This window comes from Amycolatopsis orientalis DSM 43388 (assembly GCF_000411975.1).
Lineage (GTDB): Bacteria > Actinomycetota > Actinomycetes > Mycobacteriales > Pseudonocardiaceae > Amycolatopsis > Amycolatopsis orientalis_D.
The window spans coordinates 64,209-85,712 of sequence record NZ_ASXG01000120.1; the positions used below are offsets into that span (position 1 = coordinate 64,209).

Here is a 21,504-nt window from a genome sequence, read left to right on the forward strand (position 1 = left end):
TGCGGTCGTGCTGCTGCAAGTAGTGCTCCCGAGGGAGCGGACCAGTTCGCTAATGCGGAGGCACGCGACGCGGCGAACTTGAGCATGATCCCAGGGAAACTGACTGCGGAGGGTTTTGCGGACGGCGCGCGGAAACTGGTGTCTAACGCAACGGTCCTCGCGACACAACCGCGCGATTGCAGAGAAGTTCGCGTGGGCACCGTGCCCGAGGAGATTCCCTCGGTACGCCTGGATCCAGCAAAGATCAAAGGGCCGCCCAGCAGGTGCGGGCGGCCCCCCAAACCGTTACCGCGCTTCCAATTCTTCGTCCAGCAGCGCGAACAGTTCGTCTGCGCTGGCTCCTTCCACTTCCTCGTCTGGGGCCAGCGATGCCAGTACCGCCTTCAACCGCGTCACTACTCCGGAGACCTCGTCTGGTTCCAGGCCTCGGACGACGTCTTCGAGCGCGTCCAACTGGACCTCGACTGCCGACGGGGCACCATCCGCGACCAGGTGTTCTCCTAGGACCTGTACGGACGGGTAGTCGAAGATCAGCGTCGCGGGCAGGCGCATTCCGGTGAGGACGTCCAGGCGGTTGCGTAGTTCAATGGCAGTGAGCGAGTCGAAGCCGAGTTCGATGAAGCCCTTTCGTGGATCGACGGAGTCTCGGCGTTCGTGGCCCAGGACTACGGCCGCGGTGCCGCAGACCAAGTCCACCGCCGCTCGGACTCGTTCGGCTCCCGAGAGGCGCAGTACCTGGTTCCAGGAATCGTCGACGACCTCGACTCGGCGGCGGCCTCGGACCAGACCGCGCAGCATTGCGGGGACGCTGTGGGCGTCGGCGCGCAGGCCCGACATGTCCAGGCGCACTGGTACCAGTGATGGTTGGCCGGCGGCGACTGTTGCGTCGAACAGTTCCAGGCCGTCGGCGAAGGACAGGCCGAAGACGCCGGATCGGGCCATGCGGATCAGGTCGGTGTCGGCCAGGTCGCCGGACATGCCGCCTTCGGACCAGAGGCCCCAGGCGAGCGACACGGCTGGCAGGCCTTGTGCTGCACGGTGGTGTGCTAGTGCGTCCAGGAAGACGTTCGCCGCCGAGTAGTTGGCTTGGCCTGCGGCGCCTAGGGTTCCACCTGCCGACGAGTACAGCACGAAGGCGGACAGGTCCAGGTGCGCGGTCAGTTCGTGCAGGTGCCATGCGGCGTCGACCTTCGGACGGAGGACGGCGTCCATTCGTTCCGGGGTCAGGGACAGGAGCACGCCATCGTCGACGACGCCGGCGGTGTGGATCACCGCGGTGAGCGGGTGGTCGGACGGAACGTCGGCGATGAGTTTCGCGACGGCGTCTCGCGAGGCCAGGTCGCAGGCGACCAGCGAGACTGACGCGCCCAGTTCGGTCAGGGAGGCGGCGAACTCGTCGGCTCCTGGAGCGGCGGGGCCGCGGCGGCTCGTGATCAGCAGGTGGCGGACGCCGTGTTCGGTGACCAGGTGGCGGGCGATCAACTGGCCGAGCACACCGGTACCGCCGGTGACCAGGACGGTGCCGTCCGGGTCGAAGGCGGCGGTGCCGGACGGAACGTACTTTGCCAGACGGTGCACCAAAACCGCGCCGTCGCGGACTGCGACTCCGGGTTCATCGGCGTACATCGCGCCAAGCACCGAGCCGATCGGGAGCGCGCCGTTGTCCAGGTCCACGACCATGAATCGATCTGGGTACTCGAGTTGCGCGGTGCGGATCACGCCCCACAGTGCCGCGTGGGTGAGGTCGGGCGCGCCCTCGTCCGGGCTAGTGGCAATCGCGCCGGACGCGACGACGACCAAGCGCGAAGCGGCCAGAACATCCTCGGAGACCCAGGCTTGGGTCAAGGAAAGGAGGTTATGGACGGCTGCGCGAGCACCTTCCGGCGTGGCGGTTTCCCGGGCAGTGAAGGGTACGTAGACGACGTCTGGGACCACCGCGCCGTGGCGGATGGCTTCGCGCAGGGCGTTGAGGTCCACATAGGACTCGCCGCCGAGGCCGAACGGGTCAGTGCCCAGGATCGCGGTGGTCACTGCGGTGACCTCGTCGCCTTGCCACGGGATCCAGTCGACGCGGAAGAGCGAATCGTCCACGGCCGAACGCGTGGCGTTGGCGAACGCGTCGTCCGCGATGGGACGCAGCGCCAGCGAATCCACGCGCAGCACGGGGGCGCCGGAGGCGTCCGTCGCGGTGAGTGAGACGGTGTTCTCGACATCCGACGAGATCAGCACGCGCAGGCTCGCCGCGCCGCCGGCGTAAAGCGAGACGCCGGACCACGCGAAGGGCAGGACTGGCTTGTCCTCGGTCGGCCCGGCGAGGCCGATTGTGTGCAGGGCAGCGTCGAGCAACGCGGGGTGCAGGCCGAACGCGCTGCCGTCCGCGTGCTCGGGCAGCGCGACTTCGGCGGCCAGCACGTCGCCGGCTTGCCACGCTCTGCGCAGACCGGCGAAGACCGGGCCGTAGTCGAAGCCTTGCGCGGCCAGCTCGTCGTACCGCGAGGTCACGTCGATCTCCGTAGCCTCGGCGGGCGGCCATTCCGCGGCCGCCGCGGGCGGCGAACCTGCCGGGGAGAGCCGGCCGCTGCCGTGCTGGACCCATTCGTCGGCGTCCTCGGGCTGGGAGAAAATCCCCAGCGCGCGGGTGCCGTCGGCCTCCTGCGCGCCGACGGTCACCTGCAGCCGCACCGCGCCCTGTTCCGGCAGGATCAGCGGTGCGGCCAGGGTGAGTTCGTCGACCCGGCCGCAGCCGACCTCGTCGCCCGCGCGCACGGCCAGCTCGACGAACGCCGTGCCGGGGAACAGCGCGTTGCCCTGGACGACGTGGTCGGCCAGCCAGGGCTGCGCTGCCAGCGACAGCCGTCCGGTGAGGACGACCCCGCCCGTGTCCGCGGTGCCGACCACCGCGCCGAGCAGCGGGTGCGCGGCTTCTCGCTGTCCGACCTCGGCCACGCCGCGGGCCCGCGCGCCGGTCGGGTTGTCCAGCCAGTAGCGCTTGCCCTGGAACGCGTAGGTCGGCAGCTCGACCACGTGCGCGCCGGAGTAGAACGCGTCCCAGTCGACCGTCCCGCCGAGCGTGAACAGGGTCGCGACCGCGGCGGCGGCCGACTCCGCTTCGGCTCGGTCCTTGCGCAGGACTGGGACGAAGGTGGCGTTCGCAAGAGTGGCGGCGGCGTTGGCACTGCCGGCACCACTCCCGGGCCCGCCTGCCCCATCAGCGCAGCTTTGGCCCATCGCGGTCAGCACCGCGCTCGGGCCGACCTCGACGAACGTGTCCACGTCGGCCGCGGCCAGCGCTTGCACGCCGTCGGCGAAGCGGACTGCTGCGCGGACCTGGCGCACCCAGTAGTCCGGCGTCGTCACCTTCGCTGACAGTTCCACGGTGGACACAATGGGCACCGATGGCTCGGAGTACGTCAGGGTGCGCGCCACCGCGGCGAACTCGTCCAGCATCGGGTCCATGAGCGGCGAATGGAACGCGTGCGACACCCGCAACCGCGAAGTTCGAGTAAATTTCCCAGCAACCGCAAGTACTTCTTCTTCGACCCCCGACACTACCACCGACCGCGGGCCATTCACCGCGGCGATTCCTACACCATCGGTTGATAGCGGAAGAACCTCGTCCTCGGTAGCCTGCACCGCCACCATCGCGCCGCCCGCAGGCAGGGCTTGCATGAGCCGGGCCCGCGCGACGACCAGTTTTCCAGCGTCCGCAAGGGAAAGCACTCCGGCGACGTGTGCGGCGGCGATCTCTCCGACGGAGTGGCCCAGCAGGTACGAAGGCCGGATGCCCCACGACTCCAACAGCCGATACAGGGCGACTTCCACCGCGAACAGCGCTGGTTGCGTGTAGCTGGTCTGGTCGAGCCGGTCCGCGTCGGCGAGCACAGCGCGCAGGGGGACGTCGAGGTCCAACGCAGCACCGACCTCGTCCAGCGCGGCGGCGAAGACCGGATACGCGGCGGCGAGGTCGAGACCCATACCAGCGCGTTGCGCACCTTGGCCCGTGAAGAGGAACGCCATGCGCCGCGTGGAGGCCATGCCTTCGACCACCGCGGACGAAGCCCGGCCTGCTGCATAATCTCCCAGAGCCCGAACAGCAGCTTCCCGATCGGCAGCCACCACACCAGCGCGATATTCGCTCAGGGTTCGCGTCGTCGCAAGGGAAAGCCCGACATCCGCGGCAGAACCCGAAGGAGCGAACCCGGCCAATTGGGCAGCCTGCGCCCGCAGGGCCTCCGGTGAGGAAGCCGAGAGCAGCCAGGTGACTGGGCCGCCGACCGAGGAAGGTTCCGGCACCGGATCGCCTTGTTCGACAATCACATGCGCGTTCGTTCCACTGATGCCGAACGAAGAGACCCCAGCCCGCCGCGGGCGTCCGGCCGACGGCCAAGGGGTGGTCTCGGTCAGCAGCGCGACGGTGCCATCCGACCAGTCGACGTGCGGCGAGGGCTCGTCCGCGTGCAGGGTCGGCGGCAGCACGCCCCGCCGCATGGCTTCGACCATCTTGATGACTCCGCCTACCCCGGCAGCGGCCTGCGTGTGTCCGACGTTCGACTTGAAAGAACCGACATACAACGGTCGCGAAGGGGCAGCGGCCTTGCCATAGGTGGAGATCAGGGCCTGAGCCTCGATCGGATCACCGAGCTTGGTGCCGGTGCCGTGCGCCTCCACGGCGTCCACATCGGACAGTTCCAGCGAAGCATCGGCCAGCGCCGCCCGGATCACCCGCTGCTGGGCGGGACCGTTCGGCACCGTGATCCCACTCGAAGCACCGTCCGAGTTCACCGCGCTGCCGCGCAGAATCGCCAGCACGTGGTGCCCGTTGCGGCGAGCGTCGGAAAGCCGCTCCAGCAACAGCATTCCGGCGCCTTCCGAGCACCCGACACCGTCCGCACCGCTGCCGAAGGCCTTGCAGCGGCCGTCCGAGGACAAGCCATGCTGTTCGCTGAAGTACACGAACATGTCCGGCGTGACCATCACCGTCACCCCGCCGGCCAGCGCCAGCGAGCACTCGCCGCGCCGAAGTGCTTGCGCGGCAAGGTGCATCGCGACCAACGACGACGAACAGGCGGTGTCCACTGACACCGACGGGCCCTCGAGGCCGAGCGTGTACGAAACCCGCCCGGAGATCAGGCTGCCGTCGCTGCTGCCCGCGCCGTAGTCGTGGTACATGACACCGGTGAACACGCCGGTCGCGCTGCCGCGCAAGGTCGACGGCACGATCCCGGCGCGTTCGACGGCTTCCCACGCGGTCTCGAGCAGCAACCGCTGCTGCGGGTCCAGCGTGATCGCCTCGCGCGGGCTGATGCCGAAGAACTCCGGCTCGAAATCGGCGGCGTCGTAAAGGAAACCGCCTTCGTTCGAGTACGTCGTGCCGGGCCGGGTGCCGGTCGGGTCGTGCAGGGCGGCGGTGTCCCAGCCGCGGTCGGCCGGGAACTCGCCGATCGCGTCGACGCCGCCGGCCACCAGGTCCCACAGCTGCGCGGGCGTGGTCACCCCGCCGGGGTACCGGCAGCCCATGCCGATGATCGCGATCGGCTCGGACTGCCGGGCGGCGAGCCGCTGGTTGTCCGCACGGAGCCGTTCGTTGTCCGTCATGGACTGCCGCAGCGCGGCGACGATCTGCTCGGTCGAAGGAGCGGACTTGTCGGTCACTGGGATTCACCCCGTTCGTCGGTGCCGCCCATCGCGGAGCGGACCAGGTCGGCCAGGTCCATCGCGGCGGCCGCGGCCGCCGCGTCGTCAGTACCGTTCAGTTCTTCCGCCGAAACCGCGGACTCGGCGGGAGCGGGAGCCAGTTCCGCCAGCAGGTGCCGGGCCAGCGGCAGCGGGCTCGGGTAGTCGAAGATCAGCGTCGCGGGCAGCCGCAGCCCGGTCGCGGCGCCGAGCCGGTTGCGCAGCTCGAGCGCGGCGAGCGAGTCGATGCCCAGGTCGGTGAAACCTTTCTCGGCCCCGACCGCCGATGCGTCGTCGTACCCGAGGACTGCCGCGGTGTGCTCGCACACCAGGTGCAGCGTCGCCGAATCCCGCTCGTCCGCCGGGAGCGTGGCGAGCTTGTCGGCGAATCCGGCCTCCGGCTCTGCCGACGAGGCGACAGCAGCCCGCCGCGGCGCAGCGGTCACGAGGCCCTTCAGCAGTGCCGACGCGCGGTCGGCGTCCTTGAGGTCGAGTTTCACCGGCACCAGCACCGCCGTCGAAGCGGACAGAGCCGCGTCGAACAGCTCCATCCCCTCCGCCGCGGACAGTTCCGCGACCCCGGACCGGGCGATGTGCGCCAGGTCCACCTCGCCGTCGGTGCCTTCCCACGGACCCCACGCGAGCGACGTCGCCGGGAGACCAAGGGAAGCGCGGTGTTCGGCCAGCGCGTCCAGGAACACGTTCCCCGCCGCGTAGTTCGCCTGTCCCGCCGCGAGCAGCAGACCGCCTGCCGAGGAGTAGAGGACGAACGCCGCCAGGTCCCGGGCAGCCGTCAGCTCGTGCAGGTGCCAAGCCGCGTCCACCTTGGGCCGCAACACGTTCTCGACTTGCTCCGGCGTCAGGGCGCTCAGCACCGCGCTGTCCATCTGTCCGGCCGCGTGCACGACGGCGGTCAGCCGCGGCAGCGTGTCGAGCAGCTTCGCCAGCTCGTCCCGGTCGGTGACGTCGCACGCGGCCACGGTCACCTTCGCGCCCTCGCCGGCCAGTTCGTCGACCAGTTCCCGCGCCCCCGGTGCATCGAGACCGCGCCGGCTGGTCAGGACTAGGTCCCGGGCGCCGCGAGCGACCAGGTGCCGGGCCAGCAGTCCGCCGAGCAGCCCCGCACCGCCGGTGATCAGCACCGTGCCGTCCGGGTCCCAGTCGAGCGGCTCGCCGACCTCGGTGACCCGGGTCAGCCGCGGCACGCGGACCTCGCCGTTCCGCACCCGCGCCTCCGGTTCGCCGGACGCGACCACCGCGGGCAGCGCCCGGGCCGATTCCGCCGAAGCGTCGAGGTCGACGACCTGGATCCGGCCCGGGTTCTCCGCCTGCGCGGCCCGCACCAGCCCCCAGACCGGGGCCTGCGCCAGCTCGTCGCGAGTGACCACGACCAGCTTTCCGTCCCCGGCCGAAAGCCAGTTCTGCAAGTGCCGCAACGTTTCCTGCACCACCTGGTGCACCTGAGCGGGAACGTCACCGGAACCGGAACCGACCGGCAGCACCAAGACCTCGGCACCGCCCGACTCAGTCCGAAGCGGCACCCCGAGACCGAGGTCGTCCGTGCCGAGCACGGCCCAGCCGTCCAGCGAAGGCACCAGCCGCACGCCCGAAGCGGGCTGCCACTCGATGCGGTACAGCGAGTCCGGCACCTTCGTGCCGAGCTGGCTTTCCGACACCGGCCGCGTGACCAGCGAGGCGATCCGAGCCACCGGCGCGCCCGCGGCGTCCGCGAGGTCGAGCGACGAACCGCTCTCGGTTTTCCGGACCCGCACCCGCAGCGCCGTCGCGCCGCTGGCCTGCAGCGACACCGAGTTCCAGGCGAACGGGATCGTCGTCTCGGTCAGCGCCTTCGGCCCGCCCGGGATCAGGAAGTCCGTCGCGCCGAGTGCCGAGTCGAGCAGGCCCGGATGCAGGCCGAACTCGTTCGCCGCGGTGCCTTCCGGCAGTGCGACCTCGGCGTACACCTCGCCTTCGCGCAGCCAGATCGCCCGCAGGTTGCGGAACGTCGGCCCGTAGCCGAAGCCAAGCCCGGCCAGGTCGTCGTACAGGCCGGTCAGGTCGACCGGTTCCGCGCCGGACGGCGGCCATTCGGCCAGCGAGAAGTCCGCCGCCGCTCCGTTGGCCAGCGTGCCCGCGGCGTGCTGGACCCAGCCCGCCTCGGTCCGCGAGTGCACCGCCAGCTCCCGGCGGCCGCTGGCGTCCGGCGCGCTGATGACCACGCGCAGGTCGACCCCGTCGTCGGCCAGCAGCAACGGTGCCTGCTGGGTCAGCTCCTCCAGAAGGTCGCAGCCGACCTGGTCCCCGGCGTGCATCGCCAGCTCGACATACGCGGTGCCGGGCAGCATCGTCCGGCCCATCACCACGTGGTCGGCCAGCCACGGCTGCGTCGCGACCGACAGCCGCCCGGTCAGCACCGCGCCGCCGTCCGGCAGTTCCACCAGGGCGCCCAGCAGGGGGTGTCCGGCGGACTGCGCGCCCAAAGTACTCACGTCGCCGGTCGGCTTCGTCGCGTCGAGCCAGTACGACTTGTTCTGGAACGCGTAGGTCGGCAGGTCCACAGTGGACGCGCCCTGGCCGGCGAACAGCGCCTTCCAGTCGATCTTCGCGCCCCGGGCGAACAGCGTCGCCAGCGCGGTGAACACGGTCGGCACCTCGGCCCGGCCGCGGCGCATCGCGGGCACCTGGACGACCCGGTCCGGCCGGTCGGCGACTGCGGTGTCGCATTCGCGAGCCATCCCGGTGAGCACCGCGTCCGGCCCCAGCTCGACGAACCGGGTGACGCCCGCGGCCAGCAAGGTGTTGACGCCGTCGGCGAATCGCACCGCTTCCCGCACGTGGCTCACCCAGTACTGCGGCGAGCACAGCTCGGCCGCGGTCGCGATCTTGCCGGTCACGTTCGAGACCACCGGGATCGACGGCGCGGAGTAGGTCAGTTTCTCCGCCACCACGGCGAACTCGGCCAGCATCGGCTCCATCAGCGACGAGTGGAACGCGTGCGACACAACCAGTTGCTTCGTCCGGCGACCGGCGTCGGAGAAAGTCGCCATGGCAGCGACAACGTCCTCTTCCGGACCGGAGATGACCACCGACCGCGGCCCGTTCACCGCCGCGACGTCCACCCCGGCCGGCAGCGAGGCGCGCACCTCGTCCTCGGCGGCCGCGATCGCCGCCATCGTGCCTCCGGTCGGCAGCGCCTGCATGAGCCGGCCGCGAGCGGCGACCAGCGAGCAAGCGTCGGCCAGCGAGAACACCCCGGAGACGTGGGCCGCGGCGAGTTCGCCGATCGAGTGCCCGGCGACGTAATCCGGCTTGGCGCCCCACGATTCGACCAGCCGGTACAGCGCGACCTCGATCGCGAACAGCGCGCATTGCGTGTACGCGGTCTGGTTGAGCAGCGGCGAGCCTTCCCAGATCACCTGCTTGAGCGGGGTGTCCAGCTCGGCGTCGAAGAGTCCGCAGATCTCGTCGAACGCTCCGGCGAAGACCGGGAACGCCTCGTACAGCCCGCGTCCCATGCCCGGCTGCTGCGCGCCTTGTCCGGTGAACAGGAACGCCGTCAGGTCGGCTGCGCTGACCGTGCCGGACACGGTGCCCGCCGGGGTCCGGCCCTCGGCCAGCCCGTCGAGCGCTTTCAGCGCCGCTTCGCGGTCGGCCGCCAGGACCACCGCGCGGTGATCGAGCGCCGCGCGACCGGTGGCCAGCGAGTAGCCGATGTCGGTCAGGCTGACGTCCGGGTTCGCCCGCAGGTGCGCGGCCAGCCGGGCGGCCTGGTCGGCGAGCGCCGGGGCGACCGAACCGGCGATCGGCAGCGGGATGGCCGGGAATTCCGGTGCGGTGCGCCGGTTTTCGGCAGCCGGCGCGGGCGGGGCCTCCTCGATGATGATGTGCGCGTTGGTGCCGCTGATGCCGAACGACGAGACGCCGGCGCGACGCGGGTGCCCGTTGCGCGGCCACGGCCGCGGTTCGGTGAGCAGTTCGATGTTGCCGGCGGTCCAGTCGACGACCGGCGACGGCGCGTCGACGTGCATCGTCTTGGGCAACAGGTTGTGCCGCAACGCTTGCACGACCTTCATCACGCCCGCCGCGCCGCCGGACGCCTGCGCGTGCCCGATGTTCGACTTCACCGAACCCAGGTACAGCGGCCGGTCGCGGTCCTGGCCGTAGGTGGCCAGCAGCGCCTGCGCCTCGATCGGGTCGCCCAGTTTGGTGCCCGAACCGTGCGCTTCGACCGCGTCCACATCGGACGGCTTCAATCCACCAGCGGCGAGGGCCGCGTGGATCACGCGTTCCTGCGACGGGCCGTTCGGGGCGGTCAGGCCGTTGGACGCACCGTCCTGGTTGACCGCGCTCGACCGGACCACCGCGAGCACCTCGTGCCCGTTGCGCTGCGCGTCGGACAGCCGCTCCAGCAGGAGCAGACCCGCGCCCTCGGCCCAGCCGACGCCGTCGGAAGCCGCGGAGAACGACTTCGACCGGCCGTTGGGCGAAAGCACGCCCTGGCGGCTGGAGTCGACAAAGAGATCCGACTGCGACAGCACGGTGACCCCGCCGGCCAACGCCATCCCGCACTCCCCGGCCCGCAGCGCCTGCACCGCGAGGTGCAGCGTGACCAGCGAGGACGAGCACGCGGTGTCCACCGTCATGCTCGGGCCCTCGAGACCGAGCAGGTAGGAGATCCGGCCGGAGACGACCGCGCCGGAGCTGCCGTTCGGGATGTAGGCGGCGACGTCGGCCGGGGCGCCCGGGGCGCGGCTGCCGTAGTCGTCGTACATCGCGCCGGTGAAGACGCCGGTCAGGCTGCCGCGCAGCGCGGTCGGGTCGATCCCGGCGCGCTCGATGGCCTCCCACGCGGTTTCCAGCAGGAGCCGCTGCTGCGGGTCCATCGCCATCGCCTCGCGCGGGCCGATGCCGAAGAACGCGGGGTCGAATTCCGCCGCGTCGTGCAGGAATCCGCCCTGGTTGGCGTACGTCTTGCCGCGTTTGCCGCGCTCCGGGTCGTAGATGCCCTCGATGTCCCAGCCGCGGTTGGTCGGGAACCCGGTGACCGCGTCGACCTCGTCGACCAGCAGCTGCCACAGGTCCTCCGGCGACCGGACGCCGCCGGGGTAGCGGCAGGCCATGCCGACGATCGCGATCGGTTCCTGCATCGACGCGTTCGTCCGGGCCGTGGCCGCCGGGGTCTTCGCGACCGCGCCGAGCAGCTTGCCCTTGACGAAGTCCGCGACGGCCTTGGCGGTCGGGTGGTCGAAAATCAGCGTCGCGGGCAGCGTCAGGCCGGTCGCGGTGCCCAGCAGGTTGCGGAGTTCGACCGCGGCGAGCGAGTCGAAACCCAGCTCCTTGAACGCCCGCGTTCCGTCCACTTCGGACTTGTCCGCGTAGCCGAGCACGGTGGCCACCTGGGTGCGGACGAGGTCGAGCAGCACCCGGTCCCGTTCGCTTTCGACCAGCGCGGCCAGTTCGTCGGCGAGCGCGTTGTCCGCCGCTTTGGCCGCCTTCGCCACGCGCCGTGCCTTCGGCGGCACGAAACCGCGCAGCAGGGCAGGCAGTTCGTCGGTGCGTGCCCGCAGCGCCGGGACGTCCACGCGCAGCGGCGCGATGACCGCGTCTTCGGTGGCCACGGCGGCGTCGAACAGGGTGAGCCCCTGCTCGGCGGTCACCGCGGGCAGGCCCAGGCGTGCCATCCGGGCGAGATCGGCTTCGGCGAGGTCGCCGCCGAGTCCGGTGTTCTCCGCCCACAGCCCCCAGGCCAGCGCGGTGGCCGGGAGCCCGGCCGCGCGCCGGTGTTCGGCGAGCCCGTCGAGGAACGCGTTGGCCGCGGCGTAGTTCGCCTGTCCGGCCGGCAGCACTTGGCCGCCCGCCGAGGAGAACATGACGAACGCGGACAGCTGCCGGTCCGCAGTCAGCTCGTGCAGGTGCCAGGCCGCGTCGACCTTCGGCCGCAGCACCGCGGCAAGCTGCTCCGCAGTGAGCGAATCGAAGACGCCGCTGTCTGCGGTACCGGCGGCGTGCACGACCGCGCCGAGGTCCGGCAGGTCGTTGATCAGCCGCTCGACCGCCGCCCGGTCCGCCACGTCGCAGGCCGCTACCTGAACAGTCGCGCCCAGGTCAGTCAGCTCTTCGGCCAACTGCGCGGCGCCCGGTGCGTCGAGACCGCGGCGACTGGTGAGCACGAGGCTCTGCACCCCGTGCTCGGCGACCAGGTAACGCGCCAGCAGGCTGCCGAGCCCGCCGGTGCCGCCGGTGATCAGGACCGTGCCGTCCCACGTGGTGGTTCCGGTCGATTCGGTCCGGGTGTAGCGCGGAGCGAGTACCGCACCAGCGCGGATCGCCGACTCGGGCTCGCCCGAGGCAACCACCGCGGCGATCGTCTCGACCTTCGTGTCCGCGTCCGCGTCGATCAGGACCGCACGGCCAGGGTGTTCGGCCTGCGCCGCCCGGGCGAGGCCCCACAGCAGGCTCTGCGTGACGTCCACAGTGGACCCGCCCGCCGGGACCGCGGCCTGGGTGACGATGGCGAGTTTCGTTGCGGCCAGCCGCGATTCGGCCAGCCACGCCTGGATCTCGGCGAGCAGCCAGGTCGCGTTGGCCCGAGCCGCCTCCGGCACCTCGCCGGCCGCGGCGGGCACCGAGAGCGTCAAGAGGCCCGGCACCGGCTCGCCGCGGTCCACCGCACCGAGCAGGTCCGCGAACCCGCTGTAGGTGGCGGCCACGCCGACGCGGCCCCGGCCGATCGCGACGACGTCGCCCGGCTCCGCGGCCGGGACCGGCACGGACTGCCAGCCGATCTTGAGCAGCGAACCGTCCGTGGTTTCCGCCGGCGCGGCCAGTTCGGTCCGCACCGGCCGCGAGACCAGCGACTCGACCGACGCGACCGGGTTGCCTTCGCCGTCCGCGACCTCGATCGACGACAGCTCGTCGCCGTCCAGCCGCACGATCCGCACCCGCAGCACCGAAGCACCGACCGCGTGCAGCGTGACGCCGTTCCAGACGAACGGAAGCAGCGTCGAACCGCTCGGGTCGCCGAGGAGGTCGGCGTGCATCGCGGTGTCGAGCAGCGCCGGGTGCAGACCGTAGGAACCCGCCGTGGACGCCGCCGGTTCCGGCAGCGCGACCTCGGCGAACACCTCGTTCCCCCGTCGCCACGCGGCCTGCAGGCCCTGGAACGCCGGGCCGTAGCCATAGCCTCGCTCGTTGAGCCGCTCGTACGCGCCCTCGACCGGGATCGGGGTCGCCCCGGCCGGCGGCCATTCGGTGAGGCCGGCGGGTTCCGGCCGTGCGGTGGCGGACAGCGTGCCCAGCGCGTGCTGCGTCCAGTCGCCGTCCGATTCGACCGGGCGGGAGAACACGGTGACCGGGCGGCGGTCGCCGTTCGCCGGACCGACCACGACCTGCAGCGCGACCGCGCCGTCCGGCGGCAGGACGAGCGGCGCCTGCAGCGTCAGTTCCTCCACCGTCGGGTGACCCACCTGGTCGCCGGCGGCGACCGCCAGCTCGACGAATCCGGTGCCGGGCACCAGGATCGCCCCCTTCACCACGTGATCCGCGACCCACGGCACCGACGAGGCGGACAACCGTCCAGTGAGGACAGTGGTGTCCGAGCCGGACAGCGCCACGACCGCACCCAGCATCGGATGCGCCAACGGCTGCTGTCCGACCGACGTGACGTCGCCGGACGGTGTCGCGTCCAGCCAGTAACGCTTGTGCTGGAAGGCATACGTCGGCAGGTCGAGCCGGACCGGGCCGTCGCCGAGCAGCTGGCCGAGCTTCGCCGCGCCGCGGACGTGCAGGCGACCGGCCGCGGTGAGCGCGGTGCGCACCTCGTCCTGGTCGCGCCGGCCGAACGGAACGAACTCGGCGTCGACACTCTGCGGGCCGAGCGCGGACAGCACGCTGTCCGGCCCGATCTCCAGGAACGTCTGGACGCCGCTCTCCGCCAGCGTCGTGACCGCAGCGCCGAACCGGACGGTGTCGCGGACATGGGTGACCCAGTATTCCGGCGAACGCAGCGCGTCGTCGGTGGCGAGTTTCCCGGTGACCGTCGAGACAATCGGTATCTTAGGTGCCTCGTAAGTCAGTCCGGTCGCGATCTCGCGGAACTCGTCGAGCATCGGTGTCATCAGCGGCGAGTGGAACGCGTGGCTCACCCGCAACCGCCGCGTTTGGACCTCGTCAGCCGCCCGCTCGATCTCGGCGACCACGTCCGCGTCGCCCGAGACGACCACCGCGGCCGGACCGTTCACCGCGGCGATGCTGACCGCGTCCTCGTGGCCCCGCAGCAGCTCCCGCACTGCTTCTTCGGGCGCGGCGAACGAGACCATCGCGCCGCGCCGGTCGCTCAGCGCGCCCATCAGCCGGCCGCGCGCGGCGACCAGTTTCGCCGCGTCCTCCAGGGAAAGCACGCCCGCGACGTGGGCCGCGGCCAGTTCGCCGATCGAATGCCCGGCGAGCGCGTCAGGCCGGAAGCCCCACGATTCGGCGAGCCGGAACAGCGCGACCTCGACCGCGAACAGCCCGGTCTGGGTGTACTGCGTCTGGTCCAGCAGGCCGCGGTCGGCTAGTTCGGTGGTGCCGAATACGACGTCCCGCAACGGCACGTCGACCAGCGGGTCGATCGCCGCGCACACCGCGTCGAACGCCGTCGCGAAGGCCGGGTACGCGTCGTACAGCTCGCGTCCCATCCCGACCCGCTGCGCGCCCTGGCCGGAGAACAGGAAGGCGAGCTTCCCGTCCACGACCTGACCGGTCGGCGCTTCTCCGCCAGCCAGCGCGTCGAGGCGGTCGGCGAGTTCGGCTGCCGTCTCGGCAACCACCACTGCCCGGTGTTCCAGCGAGGCCCGCGTCGCCGCCAGCGAACGCGCGATCTCTGCGACGGAAACACCTTCAGCCAGCCAAGAACGCAGCCGCGCCGCCTGTCCGCGCACCGCGGCGGCGGACCGGCCGGACAGCGCGACCGGAACGATCGTCTGCGTCTCCGAAGGCCGCTCGACCTGGATCGCCGGCGCCTGCTCCAGGATGACGTGCGCGTTCGTGCCGCTGATACCGAACGACGACACCGCGGCGCGACGAGGCCGGTCGGCCGGCCACTCCCGGGCCTCGGTCAGCAGCCGAACCGCGCCGGTGTCCCAATCGACCACAGTGGACGGACGGTCGACGTGCAGCGTCTGCGGCAGCTGGCCGTGCTGCATCGCCATGACCATCTTGATGATGCCCGCGACGCCCGCCGCGGCCTGCGTGTGCCCGATGTTGGACTTGATCGACCCGAGCCACAGGGGCTCGTCCCCGGAACGGTCCTGGCCGTAGGTGGCCAGCAGCGCCTGCGCCTCGATCGGGTCGCCCAGCGTGGTCCCGGTGCCGTGGCCCTCGACGGCGTCCACTTCGGACGGTTGCAGGCCAGCGTCGGCCAGTGCCTTGGCGATCACCCGCTGCTGCGACGGACCGTTCGGCGCGGTCAGGCCGTTCGACGCGCCGTCGTGGTTCACAGCGGAACCGCGTAGCACCGCGAGCACCGGGTGCCCGTTGCGGCGCGCGTCCGACAGCCGCTCGACGAGCAGCATGCCCGCGCCCTCGCCCCAACCGGTGCCGTCCGCCGCCTCGGCGAATGCCTTGCACCGGCCGTCGGCGGAAAGCCCGCGCTGACGGCTGAAGTCGATGAAGGTGTCCGGAGTGGACATCACGGTGACCCCGCCGGCCAGCGCCAGCGTGCACTCGCCGCGCCGCAGCGCTTGCACCGCCCAGTGCAGCGCGACCAGCGACGACGAGCACGCGGTGTCCACGGTCACGGTCGGGCCTTCCAGGCCCAGCGCGTACGACACCCGGCCGGACACGACGCTGGCGAGGCTGCCGTTGCCGAGGTAGCCCGCGATGTCGTCGGAGACGGTGCCGAGGCGGGTGCCCCAGTCGTGGTACATCACGCCAGCGAACACACCGGTCGCGCTGCCGCGCAGGCCGACTGGGTCGATGCCGGCCCGCTCGAACGCCTCCCAGGACACCTCCAGCAGCAGCCGTTGCTGCGGGTCCATCGCCGCCGCCTCGCGCGGGCTGATCTCGAAGAAGTCCGCGTCGAACTCGGCCGCGTCGTGCAGGAAGGCGCCGTGCTTGACGTAGGAGTGGCCGGGCTTGCCGGGCTCCGGGTCATACAGCGCGTCGACGTTCCAGCCGCGGTCGACCGGGAAGCCGGACAGCGCTTCCTCGCCCTCGGACACCAGCCGCCACAGGTCTTCCGGCGTCTCGACACCACCCGGGTAGCGGCAAGCGATGCCGACGATCGCGATCGGCTCCTCCGGGTCCGCCGTGGTGACCGGAGTGATCGGGCGTGCCGGAGCCAGCCCGGCGAGCCGCGACGCCAGGTACTCGGCGAGCGCGCGCGGCGTCGGGTAGTCGAATACCAGCGTCGCGGGCAGCCGCATGCCGGTGACCGAGTCGAGGATGTTGCGCAGTTCCACCGCGGCCAGCGAGTCGAAACCGATCTCGCCGAACGGGCGGGCCGGGCTGATCGCGTCCGCGCTGTCGTGGCCGAGAACGGCCGCGACGTGCGTGCGCACCAGGTCGAGCAGCGCGCGGTCGCGGTCCGCCTCGACTAGGTGCGCGAACCGCTCGGCGAACTGCTGCTCCGGCGTCACTTCCCCGCTGGCGGCTGCGATCCGGCGGCGACCGGCGGGAACGAGCCCGCGCAGCACGGCCGGAACGTCCTCGCCACGCGACCGCAGTGCGGCGCGGTCGACGCGGGTCGGCACGACCGTCGGAACGCCGGTGCCGAGTGCGGCGTCCAGGGCGGCAAGGCTTTCCGACACAGTCAGCGGAGCCAGCCCGAGCCGCGTGATGCGGTTGCGGTCCACTTCGGACAGAGTCGCGCCCATGCCAATCGCCTGACCGGCGTCGGGTGCCCACAGCCCCCACGCCAGCGACGTGGCGGGCAGGCCAGCGGCGTGGCGGTGCTCGGCCAGTGCGTCGAGGAAGGTGTTGCCCGCGGCGTAGTTCGCCTGTCCGGCCCCGTCGGCGAGGCCGGCCGAGGAGGAGAACAAGACGAACGCGGACAGGTCCAGCTCCGCGGTCAGCTCGTGCAGCGCCCACGCCGCGTCCAGCTTCGGAGCCAGCACTGCGTCGAGCTGTTCGGCGGTCAGCGAGCCGATCATCGCGTTGTCGAGCACGCCAGCGGTGTGCACGACAGCGGACAGCGGGTACTCAGCCTTCTTGATCGCCGCTGCGAGCGAACGCTTCTTGCTGACGTCCGAGGCGACCACCTTCGCGGTCGCCCCCAGCTCTGCCAACTCTTCGACCAGCTCAGCCGCGCCCGGTGCGTTGAGCCCACGTCGGCTCAGCAGCAGCAGGCTGCGCACACCGTGCTTCGTGACCAGGTGCTTCGCGACCTGAGCACCGAGACCGCCGGTGCCGCCGGTGATCAGCACAGTGCCGTCGGCGCGCCAGGTCGGCTCGCCGGCCTCGGCCGCCAATCGGACCATCCGACCAGCCGACACGGTGTCGCCGTCGATTCGCAGTTCCGGCTCTCCCGAGCCAAGTGCGGTGGCCAGGGTCTCCGCGGTGACAGCGCCCTCGACCAGGACCACGCGGCCGGGGTGCTCTGCCTGGGCCGACCGCACGAGTCCGCGGACGGCGGAGTCGGCCAGCGTGCCGCGCGTCAGCACCACCAAACGTGCTCCGGAGTAGCGGTCGCCTTCCAGCCACTGCTGCAGCACCGTCCGCACTCGGTGTGCGGTCTGCTTCGCCGCGGCGGCGATGTTCTTGCCCGGCACGGAAACCGGCAGCAGCACCGCCTCGGGAACGTCGATCAGCGACACCAGCGAGTCGACCACCGGAAGGTCGAAGCCGCTGATCGAACCCAGCGACGCCAGCGCCGGCAGCTCCGCCGACGCGGTGACCGGAGTCCATTCCACGGTGTACAGCAGTTCGCGCGCCTGGGTGCCAAGGTCGGCCTCGCGGACCGGCCGCGAGCGGAACGACTCGACGGACAGCACCGGCGTACCGGCCACGTCCGTCACGTCGATCGCGACGCCACCGGTGGCTGGGGACGTGATCCGCACCCGGACCTCGGCCGCGCCGGACGCGTGCAGCCGCACGCCGGTCCACGCGAAAGGCAGCCGGATCTCGCCCGGCTCGCGCGCCTCTCCCGGAGCGAAGTCGGTGGCGTGCAGGACCGCGTCCAGCAGCGCCGGGTGGACGCCGAACGCCGCGTCCCGCCCGGTCGCCGGCAGCGCGACCTCGGCGAACACGACGTCGTCGCGCTTCCACGCGGTACGCAAGCCCTGGAACAGCGGGCCGTAGCCGTAACCCTGCTCGGCCAGCTCGGGGTACAGCTCATTCGTCGCGACCACTTCGGCGCCGGCGGGCGGCCATTCGGCGCGCGGGGCGGGCTCCACGACCGGCCCGGCGGCGAGGACACCGACGGCGTGCCGGGTCCAGGCCGCGTCGGCGTCGTGGTCGGGACGGGAGTGGAACTCGATCGTGCGGCGGCCGTCGACGTCCGGCCCGACCAGCGTCTGCAGCGCGACGCCGCCGGCCTCCGGCAGCGCGAGCGGAGCCTGCAGGGTCAGTTCGTCGACCACGCCGTAGCCGACCTGAGCAGCGGCGTGCAGTGCCATCTCGACGAACGCGGTGCCCGGCAGGACCGACGTGCCCGCGATCGCGTGGTCGGCCAGCCACGGGTGCGTCCGCAGCGCGACGCGACCGGTGAGGACCAGACCGTCGTCCCCCGCCAGCCCGATCTCGGCGGCGAGCAGCGGGTGCCCGGACGCCAGCTGGCCGAAGTCCGCCGCGTCGCCGTGCCCGGTCGGCGCGGTGAGCCAGTAGTGCTTGTGCTGGAAGGCATACGTCGGCAAGTCGACCGCCCGGGCCGGCCCGAAGAACGCCGTCCAGTCGATCGCCACGCCACGGGTGTGGAGGCGGCCGAGCGCGGACGCGAGGGTGGCGACCTCGGGCCGGTCGCGGCGCTGCGCGGGGGTGAACGCGATCGCCTCGCTCGTGCCAGCGGCCATCGCCGACAGCACGGCGTCCGGGCCGACCTCGACCGCGGTCGTCACGCCGGCGTCGACCAGGGCTTGGACGCCGTCGGCGAACCGCACCGCGCGGCGGACGTGCCACAACCAGTACCCCGGCGAGCACAGTTCTTCCGCAGTCGCGATCCGACCGGTCACGTTCGAGACGACCGGGATCGCCGGGGCCGCGTACTCGACTACCTCGAGGATCTCGCGGAACTCGGCCAGCATCGGCTCCATCAGCGGCGAGTGGAACGCATGCGACACGCGCAGTTCGCTGTTCTTGCGGCCCTGCATGCGGAACACCGACACGACGGTTTCCACCGCTTCGCGCTCGCCGGAGACGACGACCGACGTCGGGCCGTTCACCGCGGCCAGGCTGACCTGGTCGCCCAGCAGCGGCTGGACCTCGTCCTCGGACGCGGCGATGGCGACCATCGCGCCACCTTCCGGCAGCGCCTGCATCAACCGGCCACGCGCGGCGACGACCAGGCAAGCGTCGGCGAGCGACCACACGCCCGCGATGTGCGCCGCGGCCAGTTCGCCAATCGAGTGGCCGAGCAGGATGTCCGGCCGAACGCCCCACGATTCGAACAACCGCGCGAGCGCGACCTCGACCGCGAACAGCGCGCACTGGGTGTACTGCGTTTCGTTCAGTTCCTCGGCGCTGTCACCGAAGAGCACGTCGCGCAGCGGGGTCTCCATCTGCACGTCGAGGTGGTCGACTGCCTCGTCGAAGACCTCGGCGAACTTCGGGTACGCCAGGTACAGCTCACGCCCCATCGCGAGGCGCTGCGAACCCTGGCCGGTGAACAGCATCGCGAGCTTGCCCGGCGTGCGCTCACCGACGACGACGTTCGGGTCCTGCTCCCCTGCCGCCAGCGCCTGCAGCCCACGCACGGCGCCCGCGAGGTCCTCCGCGACCACCACGGCACGCTGGTCGTGCGCGGCACGCGTGGTGGCGAGTGAGAAGCCGAGGTCAGTCAGGTTGTTGCTCTCCACAGTGGACAGCAATGCGGTAGCCTGCGCCTTCAGCGCTTCCTCGCTGCGCGCGGACACCACGAGCGGCACCACGGGCAGCTCTTCGCTGGTGGTTTCCGCAGTCTCGACGGCCGGAGCCTGCTCGATGATGACATGCGCGTTGGTCCCGCTCACGCCGAACGATGAAACGCCAGCGCGGCGCGGACGTTCGTTCTCCGGCCACTCCCGCTGCTCGGTAAGCAGCTCAACCGCACCGGCGGACCAGTCGACGTGCGGCGTCGGCTCGTCCACGTGCAGCGTCTTCGGCAGCACGCCGTGCCGCATCGCCTCGACCATCTTGATCACGCCCGCGACGCCCGCCGCCGCCTGCGTGTGCCCGATGTTCGACTTGATCGAGCCGAGCAGCAGCGGCGTCTCGCGGTTCTGTCCGTAGGTGGACAGCAAGGCCTGCGCCTCGATCGGGTCGCCCAGCCGGGTACCGGTGCCGTGCGCCTCTACAGCGTCCACATCGGACGCTTCCAGCCCGGCATCGGCCAGCGCGCGCTTGATCACGCGCTGCTGCGACGGACCATTCGGTGCGGTCAGACCATTCGACGCACCATCGGAGTTGATCGCAGAGCCGCGCACCACAGCGAGCACGGTGTGTCCATTCGCGACCGCGTCGGAAAGCCGCTCCAGAACCAGCACGCCGACGCCCTCGGCGAAGCCAGTGCCGTCCGCAGCCGCGGCGAACGCCTTGCACCGACCGTCTTCCGCGAGGCCGCGCTGACGGCTGAACGCAGTGAACGTGCCGGGCGCGCCCATCACCGCGACACCACCGGCCAGGGCGAGCTGAGTTTCCCCACGCCGCAACGCCTGCACCGCCAAGTGCAACGCGACGAGCGAACCCGAGCACGCAGTGTCAACGGTCAGCGTCGGCCCTTCCAGACCGAGCGCGTAAGCGACGCGACCGGAGACGACGCTGGGCGCGTTGCCGGTGAGCAGGTACCCATCGAGGCCATCGGGAGCTTCGTGCAGGCGCGGGCCATACTCCTGTGCCTCCGCACCGATGAACACGCCCGCCGGAGTGCCGCGCAGCGCGGACGGGTCGATCTTGGCCCGCTCCAACGCTTCCCACGCGGTTTCCAGCACCAGCCGCTGCTGCGGGTCCATTGCGGACGCTTCGCGCGGCGCGATGCCGAAGAACCCGGCATCGAATTCCCCGGCCCCGGGCAGGAATCCGCCCGAGGCCACGTAGCTGCTGCCCGGCTTGTCCGGGTCGGGGTCGTACAGGCGGTCGAGGTCCCAGCCGCGGTCCTCCGGAAAGCCGGAGATGGTGTGCACCTCGTCGGCGACCAGCTGCCACAACGCTTCCGGGGACCCCGCGCCGCCCGGGTAACGGCAGCCGATGCCGACGATCGCGACCGGTTCGTCGTGCGCCGCGCCACCGGCCAGCGCCGCGGCGGATTCCTCCGCCCCGAACACCTCGGCGTGCAGGAACCGGGCGACCGCGGCCGGGGTCGGGAAGTCGAAAGCCAGCGTCACCGGCAGGTCCAGCCCGGTCGCGTCGGTCAGCCGCGCGTGCAGCTCCACCGCCGCGAGCGAGTCGAAACCGTGGTCGGAGAACGCTTTCTCCGGATCGAGGACAGCGGGGACCTCCGGCAGCGCGGCCCGAAGCGCCGCCCGCGTCGCGTCGTGGACCACGCCGGCGAGGAACCCCGCGCGGTCCGCCGGCGGCAGAAGCGTCAGCCGCTCCGCGAAGCCGGATTCCCGATTCTTCTCACTCTCACGCATTGCGCACTCCACCGCGGTAGCCAGGCAGCATTCATGGGTCGTCGGTCGGATCGTATGGCCGGCTCGCGCCGCGCCGGATCCCCAGAAA

Annotated in this window: 2 protein-coding genes; both read right to left on the bottom strand. The window is 71.5% G+C overall.

Annotated elements, in window-relative coordinates:
* Nucleotides 1-285: 285 nt before the first annotated feature.
* Nucleotides 286-5,652, bottom strand: coding sequence for a type I polyketide synthase (locus tag L942_RS22670; protein WP_037363865.1), 5,367 nt, complete (start codon nt 5,650-5,652; stop codon nt 286-288).
* Nucleotides 5,649-21,416, bottom strand: a complete 15,768-nt coding sequence (locus L942_RS22675) for a type I polyketide synthase (protein ID WP_037363868.1) — start codon at nt 21,414-21,416, stop codon at nt 5,649-5,651. Before L942_RS22675 ends, L942_RS22670 begins: the two co-directional genes overlap by 4 nt.
* Nucleotides 21,417-21,504: the final 88 nt, after the last annotated feature.

What these genes read in the sequence shown, in the direction of transcription:
- L942_RS22675 (WP_037363868.1), bottom strand. Translation starts at nt 21,416, where the DNA reads ATGCGTGAGAGTGAGAAGAATCGGGAATCCGGCTTCGCGGAGCGGCTG.